Origin of the sequence: Virgibacillus halodenitrificans JCM 12304 (genome assembly GCF_001310895.1) — a bacterium.
GTDB lineage: Bacteria > Bacillota > Bacilli > Bacillales > Amphibacillaceae > Virgibacillus_Q > Virgibacillus_Q halodenitrificans.
The window spans coordinates 32,679-57,257 of sequence record NZ_BAZS01000028.1 but is presented as its reverse complement, the minus strand read 5'-3'; the positions used below and the strand labels follow the sequence as shown (position 1 = coordinate 57,257).

Below are 24,579 nucleotides of genomic sequence, written 5' to 3'. Positions count from 1 at the left end.
GATAAACCGTAAAAAAGGACACTCGTGGAGTAATAACGAGTGTCCCTTTAATTTTTATTGTACTACAGCATCATTCTTAACTTCTTCAGGAACTTCAATTTTATCAATATTGTTGATATTGGAATACGTTGAATCAACTTTTTGAACGATGTTAATTGCATCACCCTCCGGCTGCATTGTCATATCCATATCCATATTAAATTTATTCATTTGATATGTTTCTTTATCAAGGTAAAGTTCGAAAGACATGCTATTTACTTTCATGTCTTCAATCGCCTGCTGTTCTTCTTCTCCCATTTCCTGCATAAGTTCAGGAGGCATTTGTTCCTTTAACATTTCTTGAATTAATTCATTGAATTTCTCACCATCTGCTTTTAGCTTTAAAATGAATTCATCAGAGGATTGCTCAAAGGATAATTGATCAGCATAATCTTTTAACATCTTTAACTGTTGAGATGGATCCGGTTGTTGACCTGCCATTTGTTGGATCATTTCCATAGAAGCACCTTCCATCTTCATCCATTGACCCATTTGATCGCTAAAGACATACATAGCATTATCGACCAAATACATCTCCATTTCCATTGCCGGCAAATTTTCCGTGCCTGCCATATTCATCTTCGTCGTCCCTTTTAAATGAGTTGCAAGTGGATCTAATGTCATTTTTGTCGTAAAATCACTCTCTGTATCCATTGCTACCCCGTCAGCTTCCGAGCTAATTTGCTGTTCTAGCTTCATATCCACTTCAGCACTTTCCATCTTTTCTGAAGCTTCCAGTGCCTTAGTATATACTTCTTCTGCCGTTAACTCACTTTCCTCTTCTTTTTCTGTACCTTCCGTCGGCTCCGCCTTCTCATTACAAGCCACAAGAACAGTTGCCAATAGAGTTGTTAGGAGCAGCATCATCCATTTCTTCAATGTAATATCCACCTTTCTAAGTTAGTCTCCCTATCTATACGAAAGACGGATATGGAAGGTTCCAGGTTTTTCCGAATAGTTAGTGATTTTAAGGGGCAGGAATTTTAAAATAGCTTATTTCCTGCTATTCTATTGAAGTAATTGTTTTAAGTAATCGTTTATATAAGAAGGATTTACTCTAGTTGTAACCAAGCCTTTTCTTCTAAATCTTAATATATGATTTTTCATCTCAATGAGGGCGTCAATCTCTTCTAGCGCTACATTCTTATGGCATACAAATTTATCTTCCCGAAAAAAATTATGGGTGGAGATATCCTGTAAATTATCACTTAACAACAATAACTCACCTTCGTCTAAGGTATGTTTTCCAATTCCACTCGTTTGAAAAGTTACTCCCTTAAAAATAGCTTCATGTGTTAATTCATATACATCTTCTACTTTTCGATCACTTACTTCCTTTATAAATATATCAGAATGAACATTTCCTTCTAAATCAATCAATTCTGTAAAACCGCTTTTCTTTTCTCTCGATTTCAGTCTGATTTTACGGTTTCTAATGTTGCATGCGTATCTTTCTCCTCGATAAATAGCGAATTTCAAGCTCGTTCCCTCCAAACCATGTAACTTTACTTCAGTTTTTCTTGGTTGAGAATGAAGTTGTGGATGATAATAATCTCTATCTTATTACTTCAATTTTAGAATGAATTAATATGCCAGATGTGTTTTTTCTAATGCAGCTGTTTGTATATCCAAACTAAAATGCCATTGATTTCTACCAAGTTGATCTTCTTCACTTTTGGTTATAGCTTCACAAACAACCGAGGGAAGACTTCTCATTCTTGATAAATATGAAAATTTATAATTGGTTGGAGCAAATCGTCGGAAATATTGGCTTCCATCCAAAGAATATGCAGTTAAGATTTTTTCTTTCTTTCCATTTAGTATTAGGACTAAATCTTCACTTCGATATAAAAATGCTTGTTCAATGTGATCCAAAACCAACGTTATTTTTAAACCATCATTAATCCATGTAATGGTGCGACTTTCCATTCTATAATGCAGTAAAGTATTACCATCAAAAGAAAATAAGTATACTTCCTCTTCAATGTGGTTACTCCCACATGTTACATTATTACATGCATTGACTGTATCTACACTGCAGAAAATTATATTGGCAATCTTGATTTCTACCTTTTCATGGTTATATTGCCATATCACTGTATCATGATTCCATGATAAATCACTAGCTTGCATGAGGCTAACTTCCAATTTTGAGTAGCGGAACTTATACTTGAAGCAAACATGCTATATTGAATAGCAAGGTGAGGCACTTAATTGAGTTTCTTATATTTCTAGTTGAGCTTAAGAAGTTGAATACCGAGATCATTATTGAAGCTCCATGAATCAGTAATAAAAATAGGGTAAGTTGGAGTGAATTTTTTATTATCAAGTTGTTCCTTCATTTTTTCAAGTTCAATTAAAATAGTCTTTAAATGAGAAATAGTTCCATCTACTCTTATACCTTGATGGTGTTTTTCTACTTTTCTCGTAACCTTAGTTATAACTTTATTGGCAGAAATAATAAAATCTACATCCTTTTTTTCAGCTTCAGGCGTTCTCAAAACCATTTTGTCACCTCTTTAAGCACTTAATTCCCATGAATCTTAGTAAATTTGCTATTAACTTTCTGAGTTTCGTTGTATGTTTGAATGGTGAGACTATCAGCATTCGGCAACTTCTAAAAGTTCACCAGTTCTCTTCATTCTTTATTTAAATTTGTTTTCTATTTTGCAATTATATCTTCATGTCCACCTTTAGAGCTAAACTTTACTTTTTTAGCTTCTTTAAAAGATATACTCATCACATGGTTAACCTAGAAGCAACTTCCCAATAAGTTAATACTCTTTTTTTAGAAGTGCCCGCTTAGCTAAAGGCAGCAACTCATTCAGTTCAAATATTATAAATAATTCCTAGTTATCTGGAGCGCTTAAAAGCAGTTTTGGAGATTTCCAAGCAAATGCCTTATTGATTTCTATCTCTCCCTCCACAACCTGGAGGCCATTGACCTGTTTCTGCGTACGTCATCACTTCATAAGCGTCTTGGTCTGATTTAAACGCTTTATCCATATTTAGTTTAGATATAGGATAAAAAACCGGTTCATTGTATGGCCCCTGAGCCCAAGAAATTAGATACTCTCCATCTTTCTCAATAATTGCAAAGCCATCTCCCCGATGTATTTTTTCCATTCTTCCTACCTCCATAGATTGGATTTATTTCAGAAACAGTATCCTTTTTTCCATTACTTCACGACTCCAATTTTGAGAGAATCCTAGATTAAGATAAAACTAATTTTATATACTCATCTGATAATTTTTCTGTATCTAGACCGCAAGATAATAAATATTCGAAATGTTTATCTAATAAATACAGCTTATACGCTTTTTTAAAAGTATTGTAATAGGCTAACCAGTTTTCTGCTATTGGAGATTCAACAACAATTTTTTGGTCTTCTCCTATAAAGAAAACCTTACTTTCAGTAACGTTAACTGGCTCTAGCAGAATACTGTTAGCTTTTTTAAGTCCGTTAAAACTATAATACGATTTATTTATATTTAATCTATTAAATGCTTCCTGTAAATCCTTTAAACTACAATGAGGCCCTCCAATATTTATATCCTTATTATCTTGCTCAAATGGATAAATATATTGTTCAAAAAAGCACCTTTTTAGTTGGAATGAATAGAAATATTTACTTGCCTCCGATTCCGAAGAGAAGCTTTTTAAAATTTTAACTTTATGATTGTTTTCTTTTTCAACCAATTCAAACTGCCAATTAAGTTTGTCTTTATATAGTCGATAAAAGTTTTCCCCTTGTCCACTCTTTTCTTCTAGGCCATTTTTTGTGATTTGCATAGGAATGCCTAGTTTATTTAGTAAAAGTAAAACTTTATTAATATTCATATATTAGCCTCTCGTTCTATTAATTTACTTGGCCAAACTATATAGCTACAAGCAGGTACCCTTACAATTATAAGAGAAATGCTTATATAACAGGAATGTTTCACTCCCAGTAGTTATTCACCTATAAATTATGCATCCTACTTCCAGCCATTAGCATCTAAAAATTTATCAGGTATTCTTAACTTTAGCTGTTTATCTATATCTGACCAAAATTCAATTAAATCACTATTATCTTCCCACTCATTTCTTGTGTTTAATGAAATAGCATCATCGCCATAAGAAATTGCACAACCGAAATGACCTCTCTTATAATTAAGTATTACTACATAGAAATTATATACACAAAACTTTATACTAAACATTTTATATGGTTCATCAGTAACAGAGTACAATGTAAACCCGTCAATCTTATTATTAAAATACTTTTTGGCTGTTTTAATAAATTCTCTTGCTGTATCGCGAGCATTATTTTTCTCCATACTAAATTCCTCCTTCTTCTCTTTATTATATTTTTCCTGTAAGTTTTTTTATACAAGTTCTGTAAAACTAAGAATCGACCTGGTATCTTCCCCTACTATAGCCATTAGCGGAAGCAAGTCCATAAATACTGTACTCTGTTTTTGATAGAGAGGAGAAGGTTTTGGCCTATTTATAGGCATCTAGGGAGTGATCGACCGCTTTGACGCCCTTGGCATCGCATTTCCATCCTTTGCTGCACTGCCGACTTAGCTGACAAAGGGAATAAACTCTACTGCTGAGAATATATATGCCAAAAAATAATAACACCCTGACAACAAATGTTTTTTATTTATTTGTTCAACAGATTTCTTCTTGAATTGATAAATTTTCTGGTATTACTACCATTAAAGATGTTGTTAATTTCTCAAATAAAACTACTTAACTATTTGCATATCTATTATTTTTCCATCGTTTACATCAATTTGAAATTTTCTCCCCATAAAATCAGTGGCAAATAAATTATTATTTTTACCTAGATTTAAACCAACATAAGGCACACTTTTCAGTTCTTTTCTACTCCTAATATTTGAGGGGCATATTTGCCAAAGCTTATCTCCTGAAATAGTATAACATTGTACGTTGTTTAGTTCCTTGTGGCTTAGTGGTACTCTAGTTGGAATCTTTAACAGTATGAAAATTCTATCTGGTAAAGATAAAACTTACCTATGGCAGTTGGCAAAAAAATCCCCCCTTTATAAAGCACTTTAAATTCCAGTTTATAAGCAAAGCTAATTTCTGTCTCCGATACTATCTTAATTAAAATCTCAGGGTGTTCTTTACCAAGAATATCTATATATTCTTTAAAACCATATATTTTGTCTTGCGGGTTATGGCTAGTTAATTCTATTTTTTTTGTTCTCTTTTACTTTTTCATCAATGAGTAAAACCAATCCTAAATCCTGTATTATAATTCCACTATTTACTTCTACCTCTTTGACTTTTATTGTATTTCCATCAAAGTCCCCCAAATAACTACATTTTTTCTCTGTCTAAAATCAAATCACTAATCATCTTATTTATCCTTTCTTGCCTTGGATTTTATCTCGAAAATCGCTTTAATAAAGTATATCCATTATTTTATTTTCAAGAAACACTTAATGCCATTATATTTATTCTGTGGTGCAATTCTTCCTTTGTAATTTCAATGTGTTTATTTCTAAGAAATTCTATCCTACTCAGTTCGTTTGCATTTTGTTTTAAAAAGTGAGTTTTATTAGCGGATGCTTTGTATTAGGATTCTCACTACGAAGAGCAAGATCTAGTTTTATCAGAAGCTACTTCTTCTGAAGATAAGTAAGTACCTCCAGAGTATCTTGGGAAAAGTGATAGTGATAAATCTCGAAGCATGTTAGATGGGCTTTGAGGGAGATGGAAATGATACAGTGATTTCATAATTCTTATATAGGAATTTTTATACTAGGAAACCTGTCAAAAAATGAAGTTTATAACAGATTTCCTATATTTATACTTAATTAATTTACATCTATTTTACAGTTATACAAATTTATAAGTATACACAGATATCCTCATCCGTGAAGTTGGAAGAAAGTACATTAGAATTCATTAATTCTTTCTCCAATGTTTTAAGTAAATATAAAAGGTATATTCTCTCATACATTACTTCATAACCTTCTTCAATTTCTAACGGAAGTGTTTCCAAATGGATTTGCTGATCATTGCCAATGAATTGTACAATTAAGTTGTTTTCATTATTCTTTTCTACTTGAATCGAAGAGGGCTTTCTTTTATCTTTAAAGTCATAATAGCTTGAAGGAATGCCCAGAACCGAAACTTTTTGTTTAACTATTTCTTTTGTGAAATCTACTTCATTTTTACTAGTAGGTAATACAAAATTAAGATAATAGTGGGAAGATAGCTGCTTTAAAAAGAAATATTTAACCGCGATCTCTTCATTTGAAAATTTTTTAATTACTTTTTTCTTAGGTGCATCTTTTCTTTCGCTATATATAAGACTGTATTCCCAGTTCTTTTCTGTTTTTTGTACTTGATAGTAATTCTCCCCTTGACCAGACTTTTCTATTAATTTATCTCCAGAAAGGATTACTTCCTTCCCAACTTTATTTAAAATCATAGACGCTTCCTCATATTTCAACTTTTTAGCTCCTCTCACTCAACATATCCAACTTATATCTCTTTAATATATTTGTTTTTAAGTAAGTTTTCAACCGTGGCTTCTACCATATTGCCTTCAAGATCTTTAATTTGCATAGAAGAATGAAATTGTATCCCACCGCCCTCTCGGTCAAACCAAGGAGATATTTCCCCCATTCTTACATTAAATGGCTTTCTAACTTTATATTTGTGATATTCTGCATAGTCACTGTGCAATGCTAATGCTCTTTGCTCATAACCTTCTCCTTGAGGTGATAAATAATTACCCTTAGGTCCTCCATATCTGTCAATCAAAGCTCCCTTTTCGAGGGTATGCCTTACTGGTGTACCTTCAAAACCATCATTAGGTGGCCAATTTATTTTTCCATTAATTTGATTATAATATTTAGGATTGTCGAAAGTAGGCTTATATTTAGCATATAATTCACCTGAAGGTTTATGGTTCCAATCACTTAACTTTATCCTATCTTCCACACTAATATTATTTTCTACATACTCCCAAAATCTGTGGTACCTCTCACTGTCTTGATCACTCATGGAATTAACAAATGAAATATTTTTTTCTTCTTGAGCTATTTTTGTTGATTTCTTATAAACCGCATTCCCAGCCTGCAACCGATCTACATAAGCCCCTGCACCACCAACGCCCAACACAAACAGCGCTTCTGTCAAACTACTATTCCGCTTTTCTTCACTCAATTCATTCCCAAACATATCTTTTCCGGTAATATATTCACTGAAGCCGTTCGCGGAAGCAAGGCCATAAATACCGTACTCTGTTTTTTGTAGCGTAGTGAATGCTTTGGCATTTTTATAAACGTCGAGGGAGTGGTCCACCGCTTTGACGCCCTTGGCGGTTTTGTAAATCGCATTTCCACCTTTTGCTGCTCGGCCGGCCCAGCCGACAACCGGAATGAAGCCTGCTGCTGCGAATGTGGCTGCTTTGATGCGATCTGCTTCAGATAGTTCTTCGCCCGTGACTGGATCAACACCTGTAGCTGCGCGTTTCATATCATAATAGCCAGTGACTTCCCCTGTAAACGTAGAAACAGTATCCCACGCCTTTTCATACCATGGTCGGTTTTCCAATTCTTCCATTTCTTTTTGGATACGTCGCTGCTCCTCCTGTTGCTCTTTAAATTCGAGATAAGCATCTGTTTGTGCTTGTGCATCTTCTCGCATCTGGTAAACATCACTATTGTGATAGGCCTGAGCATCAAAATTTATTGGCGAAATTGCTGAGCTTGGCTTGTTGCATCAAGCAGAGCACTGAAGAGACCTACCATCATATTCTCGAGATACTCAGAAGAGGCATATTCCTCCACTAGTCCTTCATCCAGATTAGCTACCTGTTCCATCGTATCTTTTCGTTTCTTATTGGCCTGGTCTATCTTTTCTTCAAAGTCCTCCTTTGAGAAAGGCTGAAGGGAGACAAGGTCGTTTATTCGATCAAAAATGCTTTTTAATGATTTTCGCTGGGCGTCAACCATCTCTTTTGACTGTGTATGTCCAGTATATAACTCTTCTTTCAAGAATGGTACTTGGACCAATGTGTCTCCTGATAAATCCACATCCTCCGTTGAACCTGATATACCATTAAAGAAGGCAATTCTCACGTTGCAGATAGAGATCCAGGAATCTACCACTTCAATCTGCCCTTGATAGAATCCTTTGATTGCCCTGGCTCCCTGACCCTTAAAACCATCCAGATCGACTATTTTTTGAAAGGCATTTTTCAAACTGACAAACTGCTTCTTCAAGCTTTCATATTGTACAGCTCTATCTTCCATGGAAGCTACCAGTGTTTTGGATTCCAATAAACGTTCATTACCCATGACTTACCTGCCTCTCCATGTTAAGTTCGCTTTATGGCTTCATCCTGCTCTTTGATTGTCTTCACATTAGCCACTGTATCTGCCAGATTTTTTTCCACGACCTGCATATATTGCTTAAGTAATTCCTCTAGATTTTTTTCTCTTTCCAACCATTGGTCTGTATAATTCAGCTTGTTTTTCCCATACGCATTTTCACTAGCACCTGTTAATTGGACTTCTTGCAATGCTTGCTTTGCATCATCTATTTCACTTAAGACAGACTCTATTTCCAAGCGGATTTCTGAAGCTCCACCACCAGTTGTTTCTATATGTGCCTTCATGAGAACAACCTGCCTTTTAGATCTCTGATTTTATCTCCCAATTCTGCAGCAACCTCTTCCCCTTTATCCAGAAGGTTGTCTGCCTGATGAGCAATAGAACTTGCTATATCCAATGCACCTTTTTGCAAATTTAATTGAAATATTTCATTCTCAATGCGCTGAATGTAGTCATCATAGTCATCAGTAATTTTTTCCATAATTTCTAAAGCATCTTCTCGGTCATCATCAAAGTTGGTAGCACGGTTGCCTGACCAAACACCTTCTAAAGTCGGCTTGGTAATTTTCGTTATTTCCGTCATACTGGATGCCTGTTCCTCACGAATATCATTTTTAGCTTTCGTTAATCTGTCAATTTTTTCTTCAATATCAGCAGACCGACCGGATATAACTGCAAAAGCCTGACTTAGGAAATCAGCATCATCTGCCATCTGATACACCTCCGTTATAAGTTTACTCAGCTCTCCGAGTGCTTTAACTTAGGTAGAAGAACAAAGAACATAATGCCGATAATAAGCACGACGGCTATAATTAATAGCATCATGACATTCGTGCTACTTTCCACATTCTCCTCGTCACCATCTAGCTTCATTTGTTTCTCTTTCTGTGAAAACAAACCAAGTTGGTCCGACTTGGATGTAATCGTATTTGTCTCTTTTACAGAAGAGGCAAATAACTTTTCCTTAATTAAGTTACTCTCCGTCTTATCTTTCTTCTCAAAAGATAATTGTTTCTGTTCTTCTGGAAGTTCTTCACGTTGTTCGATTTGATCCCGACTATTCGGCTTAATATTAATTTCTTTTTTTTCATATATATTTGGCTCTACCGGTGCTTGATTATCCTCTGCATGCACCGGCAGGCTTACAAACATAATAGATACTAATAGAAGAAGACTAAGAGGCTTTTTCTTCATTCGGCTCCACCCTTGCTTTATTTCTCATAACTTGCAATGTGTAAATAAAAGCAGAGATTGCTAGTGTAATAGCAGCTAATACAATTATTGTTAATATAAACGATGTTTCCGTACCATACTGTAATCCCATATATACATTGGATACTGGATTATTAAAGGTGAACTCAGGAACCACAATATTTAATAGTGGTGTAATAAAGAACACGATCATCGCTATACTTGCCAACCACCCGACAAATGGTCCAATGAACAAACCACCACGGACCACGTTTGCACAGGCCATCAATAAAAGAATCGTAAAGACAGACCATTTTATTGCCTGAGCATCATCCAATTCATATAGATTCAAACCATAAATACTTATTATCATTCCAACCGCCAGATTCAGTAAAAGGAATAAACCACCTTGTACGAGATACGTATTGTTGGAGTAATAATGACTTAAGAACCCGATTAATAATCCACTTATAAGGATAATCATGAACATAACCACAGGTGGCACTCTTTCCTCCGTTTCAGAAAGAACCTTGCCATTTACTTGTCCTTCAACATTTACAGGATTGGCTAAATGATTATAAACAAATGGATTTTCCTGGCCATCGACAACGGTGTTCCCAAGGATCTCGTATGCATCCTCTCTGATTAATCCAGTCGAAGCCACATTGACAGACCATTTATTATTCAACTCATCCGATTGCTTTTGAACAGTGCTGATTTGAGCTTGTAAATCTTTTGTGTTTGTCGTAATTTCACTCTGATTTTCTTCCAGGTTGGTAACTAAATCAGATAATTGCTTTAAGTCAGAAGCAGTACCCTGTTGGATACTGAAAACCATTTGCCCATCTAAATACTCCAAGGACGGAGATTCCTGCCATTCAAACGTATCTGCATTTACTGTTTGAAGTTGGTTCGTAATCTCAGTTGCGTTTTGTTGGAGTGCTTTTAATATTTCACTACTTTGTTTTTGTTGTTCTTTTATAATTGAATCATACTTTTTAATGTTATCTCTTGACTCATTGATTAAATCAGAAAAATTCACCCCTTGATCTGAATTAATCTGTACAGCTTTTATTTCTTCAGAAGAAGCTCCGAATAATTTTAATAAATCTTGGTTATATCCCAAGTTCATTTTCTCCCATTTTTCCATTTCATTTTCAACAAAATTAACTATTTCTGCATTTACCCCTTCTTTTTGAGAAATAGTTGTTTGAAAGATAGATAATGCATTTGAATAGTTAATTAAATTAACCAGCTTCTTGTTATCTTTATCCTTAATATTATTAAAAGCATTTTCAAGTTCAGGAACATTTTCAAGTATTAAGTCTTCCTTATTATCAATATCATCTAGTACTTTCTTTTTTAAGCTATTTGATACTTCAATTAATACCGAGTAATTTTTTAATAATTCCTCTGAATTATCATTTTCAACTATCTTAGTAAAACTTTTACTTAGTTCTGAGTATTTACTGTATATTTCATCCCAATTAATTGATGGTTTTTCCTCGTCTGACGGAGTACTTGGAGTTGTTTCTGAATCTTCGTCCGTATTTTCAGATGATTCATCTCCCTCTTTTTCATTTATGTTTGTTAAGTCCTCTTTATTATGCTTGGGCTCCTGAGTCTTTACTATATTCTCCTCATCAAGTGACTCCCCGCTAACTTTATCTAAGGTCTTCCCCAAATCTTCAAGTAGGTTATTAACCTCTTCAAAATTAATTCTTTCTCCTTCGATTTCATTGTTAATTTCAGTATTTGGTGCTTCTTTTAAAGTAACAATAGCTTTATTAAGCTCCTCTTTAGGAGCTACCAAAATTTCTTCAAACTTAGTATTCATATTTTCCAATAATATTTTCTGTGATTGTTCCTGGATATTTCTCCATTCGTTTAAAGTTTCTTTACCTCTTTGAACATTTAATTCCATGTTCCCAAACCGATTCATAATTTTATCTTGCTCTTCTCTAAACACAACCGACTGCTGTGACAATTTCTCCTGCATGGCTGCCATACTTTCTTCCATCGCTTTATTATAGCTTTCCATCCCTGCTGCAATTGCTTCCTGGTTCTTTGTCTGTGCTGCTTCGAGTAGCTTTTGCTGCTCCAGTTGTGTTTCTTTATATGCTTCCAAAGCTTCGGTAAATGTCTTCATTTTATTTTCTGCTTCATTCGCAGCATTGGCACTGTCGCTGGATACATCATTAATTTGATCTGTCTGATTTAAGATGTTCTCCAGATTGTTTTTATGCTGATCAATTTCATGTGCCAATGTTTTGGAGGATGGTGTGTAGAATGAGTACATCGCATCCTGAAAAGCAACTTCTTTTTCAAGAATTTTATCAAACTGGGCTCGGATGTTGTCTACTTCTTTTGACACATAGCTCCAGTAAATGGTGGACATCTCTTCATTAATTTTGTTTTTTGCAGTTGCCATTTCTCTGTGAATCCGTTGACGATCTTTCGCTTCCAGATTTGGCTGGATAACGTAGTTCAATGCTGCCTTTGTAGGCTTATCTTCCTTAAAGGTCATGATGTTCTCTGAAAAAGTTGATGGTACATAAATAATGGCATCATATTTTTGATTGCTAAATCCTTGTTCTGCTGCACTTCTGTTTACGACTGTCCATTTGTAATCCTTTTGTTCATTTAATAAAGCTGGGATCTCTTGCCCCAATATCAATTTTTCTTCTTCCTGTATTATTCCTGTATCTTCATTTACAACAGCAACACTTCTTGTCGCTTCATCCTCTTCCTCCTGGACAGCCGGTACTGGCTGGCTGTCCACATAACGGAATAGAAGGAGTGGGAGAACAAGTATGACAAAAATTTTTGCTGCTAGAGTTAAAGAAGATTTAAGTCCTTCACTCATGTAGCTGTCACCCTTTCTGCATCATAATGGGGAACCTGTATTTTCTTAACTTGGCCATTTACTACAAAGTAGCCAAATCCTGCTTTAATTTCAGGTTCATTTCTTGTATATGGTAATGTAATGAAACTTTGATCAGACTTCTTCATTAATAAAATAGCTTGCTTTATTTGTTTTACTTCACTTGTCAGTGGATCGAATCCTTTAGAGAACTCGTTTGCATTTCCTGTTGCAATAAAACTAAAGCCTAAATGACTGTATTTTTTAATAAAGTCAGCAATTTTCGTTTGTAAACCAGCATCCAGATTTTGCTGGAAATTCGCCATACTATCAACAAGAAGAATATATGGTGTAAATTGAAGATTCGCTGAGGTACGCTCACGTAGTGCCTCACGATATTTCTCTTCCCGGCTTTCAAACTCGCTTCCAGCTGTATTCAGCCAATTTTCCACATGCTCTTTTACTTCTATATAGGTTACGCCGCTCTCATCAACATAGTTTGCCAATGAACGATCAACTGAATCGAAGACACCAATCTGCGCGTCCGCCTGTTCCTGCATTCGGTGAATAATCAGTTGCAGCATATTTGTTTTTCCTTTTTGAGCGTCTCCTAAAATAAGACAATGACGATTTTTTTGCCAGTCAATGTACACTGGCTTAACTGTGTCCTCATCTAATCCTATAGCGAGCTTTGTTTTAGAAGGTATCACGTTGTAATCCTGATAGAAAGTGATGAACCCTAAACGTTGTGGTAGCATGGCAATTCCTTCTGGTTTTTCGCTATGCTTATATGTTTCTTTCAATTGTTTTACTTTTTCTTTTATATTTTCCAATACTTCCACATCTGTTTCTCCAGCTACCGGCAAATAGATCTGAGCAAGAAAGGCATCATCATTTTTGATATATACTCTTCCTGGCATTGCCTCTGTATCGTATTGGGTTTTACCAATAATCGCGTATTTCTCTGCCTGATCCATAAGGTAGTGAGCAATCTTGGTTTTTAAATTACTCATCAGTGCATGCTTAACGGCGTTGGATCTAGTCGCAGTTAATACAGTATATACACCAAGTGACTGGCCATCTCTGGCAATCTGGGTAAATCTGTTTTCCAAATCGATCATTTCTTCTTTTACTAAATCATAGTTATCAATGGCAATATAAATAAGTGGCAAACTTTCCTCAGAAATCAGATTATACATCTTGATATTACTAACTTCCTTGCTTCGGAAAAGCTGCTTTCTTCTTTCCATTTCTTCCGCCATAAATGTTAGAAATTTTTCTATTTTACGTTGATCATCCGAACGGAAATAATCTCCTGTATGTGGTAATTGCTGCAACGGAAGAAGCGCGCCATTACCAAAGTCAAAAATATAACAATTAAAAGCTTCAGGGCTGTTTTCTTCAGCGAAAGCCAACAGTAATGTTTGTAGAGTGGTAGATTTCCCATAACCTGACGAGCCAAAGATACCAATATTCCCATCATCCATTGCCTTATAGGTATATGGCATTTGACGTTGTTGCTCTGGTTCATCCACCATAGCAATTGCATAGTGATTGACTTCATTGCTTATCTGCTCAGGTGCAAATGCTCTGGATGGCAATGGAGGCAACCAAGGACTTGGCAGCTTATTAATATTGAGTCGTTGCTGCACCACAGCTATTTCTTCAACAACCGCATCAATTTCGGTACGTTTATCCTTTTTACCACTCTCTTCTGTTGCTACATCAGATAATGGGATTAATCCCAAATCAGTAACGAGAGCTATTTCATCTTCAGCACCAAAGGCTTCTTTCGTATAAGGCGCGCCACTCCATGCTGACTGGAATAATTCATAGACTTCGTTATTGCCAACCTGCAAATAGCCTCGACCGGTAACTGTTATTTTTGCGGCATCTCCATTTTTAAGGATCTCTTTACTATCACTCTCATCCTGTACCTTTAATGCGACTTTAAATCTAGCATTACTCCATATTTGATCATCAATAATTCCTCCTGGCTTTTGTGTTGCCAATATCAGGTGGACACCAAGACTACGACCAATACGTGCAGCACTGACCAGTTCTCGAATAAATTCCGGTTCTTCACTCTTTAATTCAGCAAACTCGTCGGAAATTAAAAATAAATGTGGTAATGGCTCCTCTGCTTCGCCTTCTTTATACAAATCCGTGTAATCATTAATGTGATTTACTTCATACATATCGAATAATCGCTGTCTTCGTTTTAATTCACTCTTAATTGAGGCAAGGGCACGTTTACTAAAGTTCTTGCTGCCTTCAATATTCGTAATAGTACCCAATAAATGCGGCATGGATTTAAAAGGCTGTGCCATTCCTCCACCCTTATAGTCGATAAGCAGAAAAGCAACTTCATATGGATGGTAATGAACAGCAAGGGACAAAATATACGATTGTAAGAATTCACTTTTTCCTGATCCCGTTGTACCTGCTAATAATCCGTGCGGACCATGTGCTTTTTCATGCAAATTTAAATATACATAGTCGTCCTTTCCTTTAAGCCCTACTGGTACAGCAAGCGACTTAGAGGATTGATTCTCCAGCCATTTTTCCTGAATCCCGATCTCCGCAGCATCTTCTGTATGAAATAATTCTAAGAAACTTACTTTATCCGGAATAGAGTTACTCATGCCTAATTGGTGATCCAGCGATCGTAGCGTCCTTGCAAATGTTTCATTGTCCTGTTTCGCATGTTCATCGAGATAAAATGGAATATGTACTGCTTTTTGTTGTTGAATTAAAATATCACCTTGTGTTTCATCGATATAACGGACAAGTGTGTGAATATTTTCGGATAGACTTTCCTTCGTGTCAGCTGCAAAAATAGTGGAAATCCCTATATCTGCATGCTCTCCTTCTAAATACTCTAAAATTACGTGTTCGGAGATCAGCTGTCTATTCGTAATTAAAAAGACAAAATGTGGACTGAAAATTTTCTTATCCTTTTCTTCATCTAAATCTCTTTCCTTCAATAACTCGTAAATAGAAGTAAGCAGCTGATCTCTCGTTTGTTCATTATAAATAAACCCCTTTGCATACGCATGTGGTAATTGAAAATGTGGCAGCCATTTCATCCATTCCCACGAGGCATATTCCTGTTCATCAAAAATCGCAACAAATCGAACATCATGGTAGCTTTGTGAGAAGCTTAGCTGTCCTACAATTTGTTGTATTTCCTTTTTTACGATAGAGTCTTTTCCAATCATCCCCATAGAGCCTTCAGATAAATTTATAACGAGCGGAGAATTTTTTATCGTTTTATAATGCGACACTAATTCTTGGGATTTTTCCAGGAGATCATCAATTTCCTGATTGGACATATCCGTTCGTTGGGCAGAAACTTTGAAACTGGCTGGCACACTTGCACGCCCTACGCGAAATTGTAAAAAGTCATTACTAACAAGTGTGCGTTCCCAAATACGGTTACTTATCTCGTTCGTTAAATATTTCATTCTTTCAAAGGAAGGAAAATGATAATACAACACGTCCCGTTGTTTATCTGCTAAATTCTGCAGCTCTTCCCGCTTGTTTTCTAAGTAACGTGTATACAGACGCTTTCTCTTTTCCTTGCGATGTCGTTGCTTCTTTTTTTCCTTAAAATATTGTACTGTAGATGTTACTAATGTTGTTCCAAACATAGCTACTGAAATAAGTATAAAGATTCCTCTTGGACGTACTAAAGCTACTACCCCCATAACAATCAGCATCATCAATGGAGGCATAATAATTAACCAAAGTCCACGCTGATTATCTTCACTTTCTTCAGAAGGAAAAGAGAAATCAATCTTATCCTCTGGTTGCTCATAGATCATCCGAGGGGTTCTTCTGTATTTTGGATACTTTTGCTTTAACACACTTGAAGGTAGTTCTATTTGTTCCAATTCCATTTGAATATTCTCATGAGTGGATAACTCAAGCGTGTCATCATCTGTTAATGTCACCAAACTACCGGCACTGTAAATAATATCTCCACAATTCAGTACTGTTCTTGACCTGATCTGTTGCCCATTAATATAGACAGCTTCATCTATAGGCAATACACACCATCGTTTATTCTGCTTTAACATACGGAAAGCTGGTAAGTCAGCCGCATGTGGAATGCTTATTTCAGTTCGATTACCCGTATAGAACATTTTTGTTTCATATTTGGACGTAGTAATTAGAAATTTAACCTCTTGGCCATCAATAAAAACAGGAAGCGGAACTCCTTCCTTCAGATCATGAATTACTTCCTGGTCTAAGTACAAAACATTTCTATCCTCATTTAGTTCTAATCTGTAGGGTGTTGGGATTTCCACGGCTTTAATTGTTAGTGTATGGTGTAATTGGTTACCAATGGTAATTTCTTTCAAATCATCTATTCCTAAACGCTGATAGTAGTCTTTATAGAAGACCCATAATTCCCTCATTCTGACACCTCCTTACCCATTTTACTTTTTGGAATCCTCTTCTTTTTTTGTATCTTTCTTTATCGTTTCAGCTGATTCTTTGGACTCTTCTTTTTCTTTTGCCTTTTCATCTGTCGAAGTTCCATTTTCTTGACCGCCAGCTGCCTCTTCTTTTAGAGTGGTGCTGCCTTGCTCAGAATCAGATTCTTCCTTTTGCTGCTCCAATTCTTTTTCCATTTCTTCTTGGTATTCATCAATTTCTTTTTCAATCGCATCTAATTGGTCTTCACGTTCAGATCCAGTAAGACTTTGGTCTGTTTTAATATCCTCTCGCTGCTTCAGCAACCCATAAATAATTAATTCTCTATCTTCCAATAGTCTTGCGGTGTCTACTGCTTCCTGATAATTCCCGCGACCGATATCTATCCAATAAAGAAAGTACTTACGGTCAGACTGAAGTGTGATCGTATTTTGGACATTCTCCCTTTGTTCCTCTGTTAATGATTCACTTACAATATAGGAAGAAGCTAACTGATATTGAACTACGTACGGCATATCGTCATGATCGTATTTTTGTAATTGGTCGATCACTGCACTGTACTCGTTTTGTAAGAAGGAACGATTACTTGCGACATATGCCTCTGTTTCGGGAATTTTAAAGAACAATGCATAAGCTGTATAAATGAGGGCTGGAACTAAAAAAATAAGTAATGCTAGAGAGACATACCTCTGAAACTTCCACTTTTTCCTCGGAACATGAAATACAGTTTCTTCATATGCTTGATCCTTTTTCAAATTATCTTCAATAATTTCATATAGCTCTACATAGGAAGCTGCATGCATAATTTGTTTTGTAACGGAAGAAATGTCTTTCGTTTCATAATGCGATAAGTACGTTTTAAAATCATACTTTTCATCAGCAATTGCCGCTATTATTGCTTTCGTTTCTAACCAAAGCCTGTCCGTATCCTCCTCATAAGGTGGAAGACTTTCCTTCACCCCATAATGAAGAAAATGGGGAGTTAAACCTCGATCATACATGATGTTCTCAGGACTTATAATTAGTTTTAATCTATCCAATGAATGACTTTGTATCTTTTGGAGTATGTTATAAGCAAACTGCCATCTTGACTGCACATTTTGCTGATGTATTGCTTGGAATGATGCGAAAGTATCAGGTGGAGTTAGTGTAATAATCAGTTGATCCTCTGTAAGCGTAAATGTTTTATTGAACTCTGGCTCTATTTCCTTCAAAAAATGTATCTCCATCTCATCATTCAATTTTAGCTTTGCACGCTGAAAGATAAGATTTTTTCTATCTTCCTCATAAGAGAGGATTACTTCTGTTTTTTCTTCTAAGTATGTAAGACTTTCCTTTGCCATTTATATACCACCTTCTGCAGCAGTCTATTGTGTATTAACAGCTCTTCCGCTGTTATATTTTCATAAAATATGTATTCATAGTTTCACAGAATTTCAATACGGTCACCTGCTGTAATTCCACAGTCTTTCAGCGTTGATGAGCCATCAAAAACCCTTTTTTTATTGGCTATACGAATCCAATAGCCCTCCCGTGGTTTGGTAGGTATTTTAGCAGCCTGCCAGGTAATATCCACCAAATTCTTTACCCGATGCTGGTCAGATAGCCTTAATTCAACTGGTGTTTGATTGTATTTGTTTAAATCAATTGTCACATTTATATACATATCGCCAGACTCCTTCTTTAGTAACTAACCCTCTAGACACTACCATTCTCCTGGTATATAATACTTACATTTTATACAAAAAATAGTGCCGACATGTTATAACTGCGGCACTATTTCATCTTCTATTTCTACTGTATTACCCGCGAATTTGACCTGCAATATTAGCATCTGTTTGTCTAAGTGTATCAGCACTAGAAGCTAATTGACGTTGAATGTCCTCTAAAAGAGTTACCATGTTAACAAAAGAAGGTCGTAGTTCTACATATTGATCTTGGAAAGCTTGTGAAGCTCCACCTTCCCATGCGTCTCCTAACTGTGCAATGAGATCATCCAAGGTTTTTAGAATGGCATTTACATTTCCACTTTCAATACCATACCTTCTCGCAAAATCTTCTAATTCTTCAGGGTTTAAACGAATCATACCAGACATTTAAACAACCTCCATTTATTTTATTGTTCTTTCTACATGATATTATAAAAGAAAATATTGGTAATAACTACAGTTTATACAGAATGTTTTATAAAATAAGTCCTTATTCCCACAAAATTAAAGCTTCAAAAATCATTTATAGGCAATAAGTTTGATTAATCTAGTTACCACTAATTACCCATATTGGATGAAAGCTAAACCTCATAGATTATAATATTTGTTTCCTTCAGTAAATACTGAGAAAATAGAAAAATATCAATGAAGCATTTAAGGAGGGATTGTTTATTTTTACAAATAACGAATTAAAAGCGTGGGAATCAACGTATCCTTTATTAACTGATTTAAGAGAATTACGGCCTGTGTATTGGCAGAATCCTCATTTAGCACCTGCTTCTTGTTTTGATACATTACCCTTAACGATGCAGGATATGAAAGAAGCCGAAGAAAGATGGCATAGATTTGCTCCTTTTTTGGCTGAGGTTTTTCCGCAAACCGAAGAAAGTAACGGAATCATTGAATCCCCTCTGCGCCGCATCGCTGGTATGAAGGACAAACTTGCTAATTACTATAATAGAAGTGTAGCTGGAGAGCTCTATTTGAAATGTGATAATGAATTACCAATAGCTGGTTCTGTAAAAGCAAGAGGGGGAATTTACGAAGTATTGCATCATGCAGAAGCACTTGCTATTGATGCAGGCTTAATCTCAAAAGAAGATAATTATACCCTTTTTGCTACCAAAGAGTTCAAGGATTTTTTCAAAGATTACTCCATTGGCGTTGGGTCTACTGGGAACCTTGGATTGAGCATTGGTATTATGAGTGCAGCATTAGGCTTCCAGGTTTCTGTTTATATGTCCGCAGATGCCAAGCAATGGAAAAAGGATTTATTGAGAGAAAAAGGAGCTAAAGTAGTTGAATTTAGTGGCGACTTTAGTGAAGCGATTGAAGAAGGAAGGAAAACAACAACAGAGGACCCTAATGGCTATTTTGTTGATGATGAAGACTCCAAGCATTTATTCCTTGGTTACAGTACTGCCGCATTTCGACTAAAGCATCAATTGGAAGAACAAGGAATAAAGGTGGATAAAGATCATCCTCTATTTGTCTATATACCATGTGGAGTTGGTGGGTCCCCAGGTGGTATTACATTTGGGCTTAAGCAACTGTTTGGAGACCATGTTCATTGTTTCTTTGTTGAGCCCACACATTCCCCGGCTGTGTTAATTGGATTATTAACTGGAGAAATGGACCGTGTTAGTGTTCAGGATTTCGGACTCGATAACAAAACGGCTGCGGACGGTTTAGCTGTAGGACGCCCATCCCAGTTTGCTACTTCTATTAGCGATCAGTTAGTAAGCGGCATGTATACCATGGAGGATGATGATTTATATCGATTACTTGCTATGCTTCAGGATACAGAAAATATCCAAGTTGAGCCATCAGCAACAGCTGGGCTTCTTGGTCCCCAAACCGTCTTACAAAGTGACTATGCTAAACAACTGGAAATAAATCCGGATAATATCAATCATATCGCCTGGGCAACCGGAGGAGACCTTGTGCCTCAGAAAGATCGAGAAGTATTTTATAAGACGGGGAAAGATCTCATGTAGAAGAATGTAGCGGCCAGAGTGCCGCTACATTTTTTTTAAAAAGAGGAAGCTTATCCTTTATTTCCTATCATCGTAATAAAAGTTGCCCTCTCTGTATTAAATTCGTTTTCTTGTTTAAATCCAAACTTTTTATATAAATGGATGGCACGTTTATTGAAAGTAGCGACTGTTAGACGTTGCGGCAGATCGGGTGAATTCTGCCCAATTGTTTTAAATATATAGTCACAAAATGAATAACCTTTTCCTTGACCAGTTAAATCTGGATTCATACCGAACCCAATATCGAGTTTTCCTTTCTTGTAAGCTTCTACCCTATTCCCCGCTGGCACTTGTGCAGCAGTTCCAGTACAGTAAAAACCAATCAGTCTCTCCCTCTCATCTACAATTGCAAAATAATCCTCGCTTATAAATTCATGTAAAGCTTCTTCCGTTAGTTCATTATTATAAAAATCATATGGTTTATCATATTTCCAGTTTAGTATGGACATGGCAAGCTCTACATCCATAGGAACTGTTTTTAGCTTCATATTATGTCTCCCCTTCTCCTAATCGAATGAAGTAATTCTATCAAAAAATTGCTGGAGTTCAGTGCAAGATTCAGAAAGAAAAGTTAGCCCCTCCTTCGTAAAATAGATGAGAGGTGAAAAACAATGTATCTATCTACATTAACTAACAAAAATATTAGAAATTATTTGCTCGGAGGTGGTGTTTCTCGTTTAGGTGATGTACTTTCTGGCATGGCTTTTCTCTTTCTTGCTTATGACCTTACTGATTCAACTATATATACAACTATAATGGCAATTGCAGAAACAATACCATACTTGTTATTTGGACTGATTGGTGGTGTTATTGCAGATTGGATTCCTCGCAAAAAACTATTAATTTTATTAGATAGTCTACGTATTCCTATTATTTTATCCGTCTTTCTTTTCCATCAGACTGGTTTACTAAGCTTTAGCTATTTACTTATTGTAAGCTTTGTCATTCAAACAATAGGGTGTTTTTTCAACCCTGCACACCGGGCCATTTTACCAATGATTACACAAGCTGAGCAACGCGCCTCTGCAAACAGTCTATATGATACGGTTAGTCGTGGCGTCACAATCTTAAGTCCCGTCTTATCTGTTTGGCTTCTAACTTATGGAACGGTTTATTTTTTTATCGTTGATGCATTATCCTATGGTATTAGTATTGTATGTCTCAGAAAGATCCATTTTACGGAAGAAAAAAACCTGGCTAAAAAGACAGTTCGAACTGCAGTTCTTTCTATCGTTGAGTTTTTTTCGTGGGTGAGAAAACATACAAAGGTAAAATATTTGTTTACTGTAACATTTCTAGTTGTGTTTTTTAACACCTGGGTATGGCAAGTTGGGTTGTTGCTTGCTCTAACTGAACTAACCTCAAACAGTAAAGAACTATATAGCATCCTTCAAGGGGTTTTCGGAGCTATTGTTATCATTACTAATCTAATTATCCCTTACTTCATTCGGGAGATGACCCTAAAAACATATCTTATAGGAGCACTTTTATGGGGTTTGGGGATAACCTATTACGGATTCATGTATAGTCTTACACACTTTTTTATTGGTGTAGCTTAGTAGGAATTGGCCTGCCATTGTCCAGCTTAGCGAGAGTTTATATGCTCCAAACTCTTGTGCCTGAGAACATGCATGGTCGTGCCTTTAGTTCCAATGCATTTCTTCTTTATACGGCAAATACTGTTTCTCTTTTGCTTTTTGGACTGCTTGTTATAGTTACTCCTATTCAATGGTTAATGCTTGGTAGTGGCCTAATGATCATCATAATAAGTTTAGCCGCGTTAACTATTTCTTCGGTAAAGCAGTCGAAATTCCGAGGGTGTTCTCCCATAGATTTTTATAAATAGTGTGTTATAGGATGAAACGTTTTTAAAACCAACATCCAGGGCAATTGATAAAATACTTCTATTCGTCTTAGTTAAAAAATGTTGGCTTTTTAGTAAACGGAATAATTGCAACCAAGAGTACGCAGATAATCCCGTCTCCCTTTTAAATGCATGAGAGAACGGAAATTTATTCATGCCAGCTATCGTTGCCATATCATCCAACGACCAATCCTGCTGGTAAGATTGCTTTAACGCATCAAGCACTCTATTTACATTCGGCGAATATAAGCTATGTGGCAATTCCTCAAGCTGGGACCCTGGAGCGTATTGAAGCATCAGTGTTGTCAACTGAATAAGGCTTGACTCAATAAATAGTTTCTGCATTCCCGTTGTCATATTTTCATTCATGGTAAGAAAATTTTTCGTGAAAGATACCCATTGTAATAGCAGTGGATTTTTAAAAGCAGTAGAGGCAAATTCCATATCTGTTCCTGGAACACCTAGTTGACTAGCTATTTCATGTAGTAAATTCGGTTCAACTTCAACGAGAAATTTTTCTTGTGTTACCTGAATCTGTTTGTGCTCAAATTTCGGATTAAATATAAAAAACTGGTCTTCCTCTATTTGAATGTCAGAACGAGACGTTTGATAGAGGCTTTTTCCATAAGGAGTAAATATTAACTTATAGCATGAATCATATCTCCAATCACGTTCACCTAATCGGTCGGTACGATATAATAAAAGCCCTTTTTTATCCTGCAAAATCATTTAAAAAACTCCTAATCTTAGTCAATCAGCTAAAATACAAAACTTCCTAGATGAACAATACCATATGATCTTCATCATAGTACACATCTTCCAACTTAAGTGCCTTGGTCTCTGTTCCAAAAGAACGAAAACCCATATCTTGATAAAGGCGACTTGCCCTCGTATTTGTTTTTACTACACTAAGGTTAATTTGTTCAATTTCTCTTAATGCTTGTGCCTTTTCTATTGCCTCTTGCAGAAGGGCTCTTCCTATACCCTTGCCGCGTTCTTCCGTGGAGACATACATTGCAAACAGATTTGCTTTGTGCTTTATTTTCTCTCTTGTTTCAATTAATAGAGTTACCATTCCAATGAGACTTCCATTCTCAAACGCTCCAAATGTGTAATTCTCTTCCTTTTCCAGATTGGCAGCAACGCCTTGCAATGGGTTTTCTCGCTGAACTGCCTCTTCATAACAAGTTAAGAATGCTTCTGGATGTCTCTTCAAAGCTTCCAATCTTAAATTCCAATAGCTTGCTGCATCTGCAGGCTTCAATCGTTTAATCAGCATCGTCCAATCCTCCTATTTTCTAATCTATTATATTCGCTATTTATCAAGCATTTTCCTTTAGTAGTTTGGAGAATAGACAAAAAAGTTTCATAATAAAGGTATTTTTTTATGTACATTTGGTGTATTTCTGCTAAATAACTGTTGGGAAAAATATGCTTCAGCTATAAATCCCCCGCTTTTTCAGTGCGTCAGTGATCATAAACCATCGACCAATATAAAAAGGCAAAATGAAACAGCCTAATGCCGATTTCATTTTGCCTATTATTAGGACCGATTATAATTTTTACTATTTTTTCGTTTGTTAAGAAACTTTCTAACGATCGGATAGATGACTGGCCCGTATCTAATTAGTCTTTTGATTAAGCGTCCCATTCATTGTTCCTCCAATTCATTCTTGGGTTATTTATATATTCCCTTTAACTAGACAACATTAAACAATCTACTTGAGAAAAGCGCAACTGTCCGTAAAAGATAGACATTACTTCTGTTAATAAATCTTTAAGGGCTTATTATGAAAATAAAAAAGGGGCTCCTATACACAGTACCGCAATAATTATTAAATACCATGTACTTGCTTTAGACAACTTATTGCTTCTTTTACCTTTATACCAACCAGTGAATTGCAGTCTATTTCGGTAGTATACAAATAACAAAATATAAATACCAACGATCCCATACCATTGATCCTTTTGTTCAATACCATTATTTGTATATACCTGTCCTAATATATACCAAGCGATTCCTCCAACAAGCGTAAAAATAACAATAATCCGTATTAAGTCCAATACTAG

The 24,579-nt window shown here is 35.8% G+C and carries 25 protein-coding genes and 1 pseudogene; 2 read left to right on the top strand and 24 right to left on the bottom strand.

The genetic code is table 11. From position 1 onward, the window contains the following. Positions 1–54: 54 nt before the first annotated feature. The 19 genes and pseudogenes from JCM12304_RS14250 to JCM12304_RS14165 all read right to left on the bottom strand — a co-directional run bounded on the left by JCM12304_RS14250 (position 55) and on the right by JCM12304_RS14165 (position 18,996). The gene (locus tag JCM12304_RS14250) at positions 55–918 is read right to left on the bottom strand and encodes a DUF6612 family protein (protein WP_060681105.1); all 864 of its coding nucleotides are present in this window, start codon (positions 916–918) and stop codon (positions 55–57) included. A gap of 129 nt (positions 919–1,047) precedes the next feature. Then, positions 1,048–1,518, bottom strand: coding sequence for a UCP033725 family protein (locus JCM12304_RS14245; protein WP_060681103.1), 471 nt, complete (start codon positions 1,516–1,518; stop codon positions 1,048–1,050). Between the two features lie 105 nt (positions 1,519–1,623). Beyond that, complete coding sequence (locus tag JCM12304_RS14240) at positions 1,624–2,172, bottom strand: hypothetical protein (protein ID WP_060681101.1); 549 nt, start codon at positions 2,170–2,172, stop codon at positions 1,624–1,626. Positions 2,173–2,270: 98 nt separating this feature from the next. Continuing rightward, positions 2,271–2,546, bottom strand: a complete 276-nt coding sequence (locus tag JCM12304_RS14235; RefSeq protein WP_060681098.1) for a hypothetical protein — start codon at positions 2,544–2,546, stop codon at positions 2,271–2,273. A 394-nt stretch (positions 2,547–2,940) separates the two neighbouring features. Further along, positions 2,941–3,165, bottom strand: a complete 225-nt coding sequence (locus tag JCM12304_RS20145; RefSeq protein WP_233880409.1) for a hypothetical protein — start codon at positions 3,163–3,165, stop codon at positions 2,941–2,943. Between the two features lie 88 nt (positions 3,166–3,253). Further along, positions 3,254–3,880 carry a hypothetical protein gene (locus JCM12304_RS14225; protein ID WP_060681096.1) on the bottom strand — a complete coding sequence of 209 codons (627 nt, stop codon included), beginning with the start codon at positions 3,878–3,880 and terminating at the stop codon, positions 3,254–3,256. 137 nt (positions 3,881–4,017) lie between these two features. Next, positions 4,018–4,359 carry a hypothetical protein gene (locus tag JCM12304_RS14220; RefSeq protein WP_060681095.1) on the bottom strand — a complete coding sequence of 114 codons (342 nt, stop codon included), beginning with the start codon at positions 4,357–4,359 and terminating at the stop codon, positions 4,018–4,020. A 414-nt stretch (positions 4,360–4,773) separates the two neighbouring features. Next, a pseudogene (locus tag JCM12304_RS20505) lies at positions 4,774–5,043 on the bottom strand (DUF7957 family protein); the annotation flags it as partial. Positions 5,044–5,903: 860 nt separating this feature from the next. Next, the gene (locus JCM12304_RS14215; RefSeq protein WP_156035940.1) at positions 5,904–6,491 is read right to left on the bottom strand and encodes a hypothetical protein; all 588 of its coding nucleotides are present in this window, start codon (positions 6,489–6,491) and stop codon (positions 5,904–5,906) included. A gap of 53 nt (positions 6,492–6,544) precedes the next feature. Continuing rightward, complete coding sequence (locus JCM12304_RS14210) at positions 6,545–7,714, bottom strand: glycohydrolase toxin TNT-related protein (RefSeq protein WP_060681091.1); 1,170 nt, start codon at positions 7,712–7,714, stop codon at positions 6,545–6,547. Positions 7,715–7,755: 41 nt separating this feature from the next. Next, entirely contained in the window at positions 7,756–8,367 is a 612-nt protein-coding gene (locus JCM12304_RS14205) for a T7SS effector LXG polymorphic toxin (protein WP_060681089.1), read from the bottom strand. A gap of 20 nt (positions 8,368–8,387) precedes the next feature. Continuing rightward, positions 8,388–8,687: a YwqI/YxiC family protein gene (locus tag JCM12304_RS14200; RefSeq protein WP_060681087.1), complete on the bottom strand. Its 300-nt coding sequence runs from the start codon at positions 8,685–8,687 to the stop codon at positions 8,388–8,390. Beyond that, the gene (locus JCM12304_RS14195; protein ID WP_040954484.1) at positions 8,684–9,115 is read right to left on the bottom strand and encodes a YwqH-like family protein; all 432 of its coding nucleotides are present in this window, start codon (positions 9,113–9,115) and stop codon (positions 8,684–8,686) included. The genes JCM12304_RS14200 and JCM12304_RS14195 overlap by 4 nt, the downstream gene beginning before the upstream one ends. A 26-nt stretch (positions 9,116–9,141) precedes the next feature. After that, positions 9,142–9,597 (bottom strand): type VII secretion protein EssA, encoded by a 456-nt coding sequence (gene essA, locus JCM12304_RS14190; protein WP_060681085.1) that lies wholly within the window; start codon positions 9,595–9,597, stop codon positions 9,142–9,144. Beyond that, positions 9,578–12,460 (bottom strand): type VII secretion protein EsaA, encoded by a 2,883-nt coding sequence (gene esaA / locus JCM12304_RS14185; protein ID WP_060681083.1) that lies wholly within the window; start codon positions 12,458–12,460, stop codon positions 9,578–9,580. The genes essA and esaA overlap by 20 nt, the downstream gene beginning before the upstream one ends. After that, a complete protein-coding gene (gene essC / locus JCM12304_RS14180; RefSeq protein ID WP_060681081.1) occupies positions 12,457–16,881 on the bottom strand; it encodes a type VII secretion protein EssC in 4,425 nt (1,474 codons plus the stop codon). Before essC ends, esaA begins: the two co-directional genes overlap by 4 nt. Positions 16,882–16,902: 21 nt before the next feature. Further along, positions 16,903–18,243 carry a type VII secretion protein EssB gene (gene essB / locus JCM12304_RS14175; protein WP_060681079.1) on the bottom strand — a complete coding sequence of 447 codons (1,341 nt, stop codon included), beginning with the start codon at positions 18,241–18,243 and terminating at the stop codon, positions 16,903–16,905. Positions 18,244–18,326: 83 nt separating this feature from the next. Beyond that, positions 18,327–18,566 carry an ESX secretion system protein YukD gene (gene yukD, locus JCM12304_RS14170; protein ID WP_019377034.1) on the bottom strand — a complete coding sequence of 80 codons (240 nt, stop codon included), beginning with the start codon at positions 18,564–18,566 and terminating at the stop codon, positions 18,327–18,329. 136 nt (positions 18,567–18,702) lie between these two features. After that, positions 18,703–18,996, bottom strand: a complete 294-nt coding sequence (locus tag JCM12304_RS14165) for a WXG100 family type VII secretion target (RefSeq protein ID WP_019377033.1) — start codon at positions 18,994–18,996, stop codon at positions 18,703–18,705. 284 nt (positions 18,997–19,280) lie between these two features. Here JCM12304_RS14165 and dsdA point away from each other — a divergent pair, with 284 nt between their 5' ends. After that, the gene (gene dsdA, locus JCM12304_RS14160; protein WP_218185787.1) at positions 19,281–20,606 is read left to right on the top strand and encodes a D-serine ammonia-lyase; all 1,326 of its coding nucleotides are present in this window, start codon (positions 19,281–19,283) and stop codon (positions 20,604–20,606) included. 50 nt (positions 20,607–20,656) lie between these two features. Here dsdA and JCM12304_RS14155 read toward each other — a convergent pair whose 3' ends face one another. Then, on the bottom strand, positions 20,657–21,133 hold the full coding sequence (locus JCM12304_RS14155; RefSeq protein WP_060681075.1) for a GNAT family N-acetyltransferase: 477 nt from the start codon (positions 21,131–21,133) through the stop codon (positions 20,657–20,659). A 123-nt stretch (positions 21,134–21,256) separates the two neighbouring features. On the opposite strand from JCM12304_RS14155, the gene JCM12304_RS14150 reads away from it, so the two are divergent. Further along, positions 21,257–22,204, top strand: coding sequence for an MFS transporter (locus JCM12304_RS14150; protein WP_256200840.1), 948 nt, complete (start codon positions 21,257–21,259; stop codon positions 22,202–22,204). A gap of 221 nt (positions 22,205–22,425) precedes the next feature. Here the strand turns inward: JCM12304_RS14150 and JCM12304_RS14145 are convergent, their stop codons facing one another. From JCM12304_RS14145 to JCM12304_RS14135, 4 genes are all read right to left on the bottom strand, one after another. After that, positions 22,426–23,238 (bottom strand): helix-turn-helix domain-containing protein, encoded by an 813-nt coding sequence (locus JCM12304_RS14145; protein WP_060681072.1) that lies wholly within the window; start codon positions 23,236–23,238, stop codon positions 22,426–22,428. Positions 23,239–23,284: 46 nt separating this feature from the next. Then, positions 23,285–23,785, bottom strand: a complete 501-nt coding sequence (locus JCM12304_RS14140) for a GNAT family N-acetyltransferase (RefSeq protein ID WP_060681110.1) — start codon at positions 23,783–23,785, stop codon at positions 23,285–23,287. Positions 23,786–24,052: 267 nt separating this feature from the next. Next, positions 24,053–24,160: a small protein YxzF gene (gene yxzF / locus JCM12304_RS20500; RefSeq protein WP_233880395.1), complete on the bottom strand. Its 108-nt coding sequence runs from the start codon at positions 24,158–24,160 to the stop codon at positions 24,053–24,055. 137 nt (positions 24,161–24,297) lie between these two features. Beyond that, a complete protein-coding gene (locus tag JCM12304_RS14135) occupies positions 24,298–24,573 on the bottom strand; it encodes a hypothetical protein (protein ID WP_172675296.1) in 276 nt (91 codons plus the stop codon). Between the last annotated feature and the right edge of the window lie 6 nt (positions 24,574–24,579).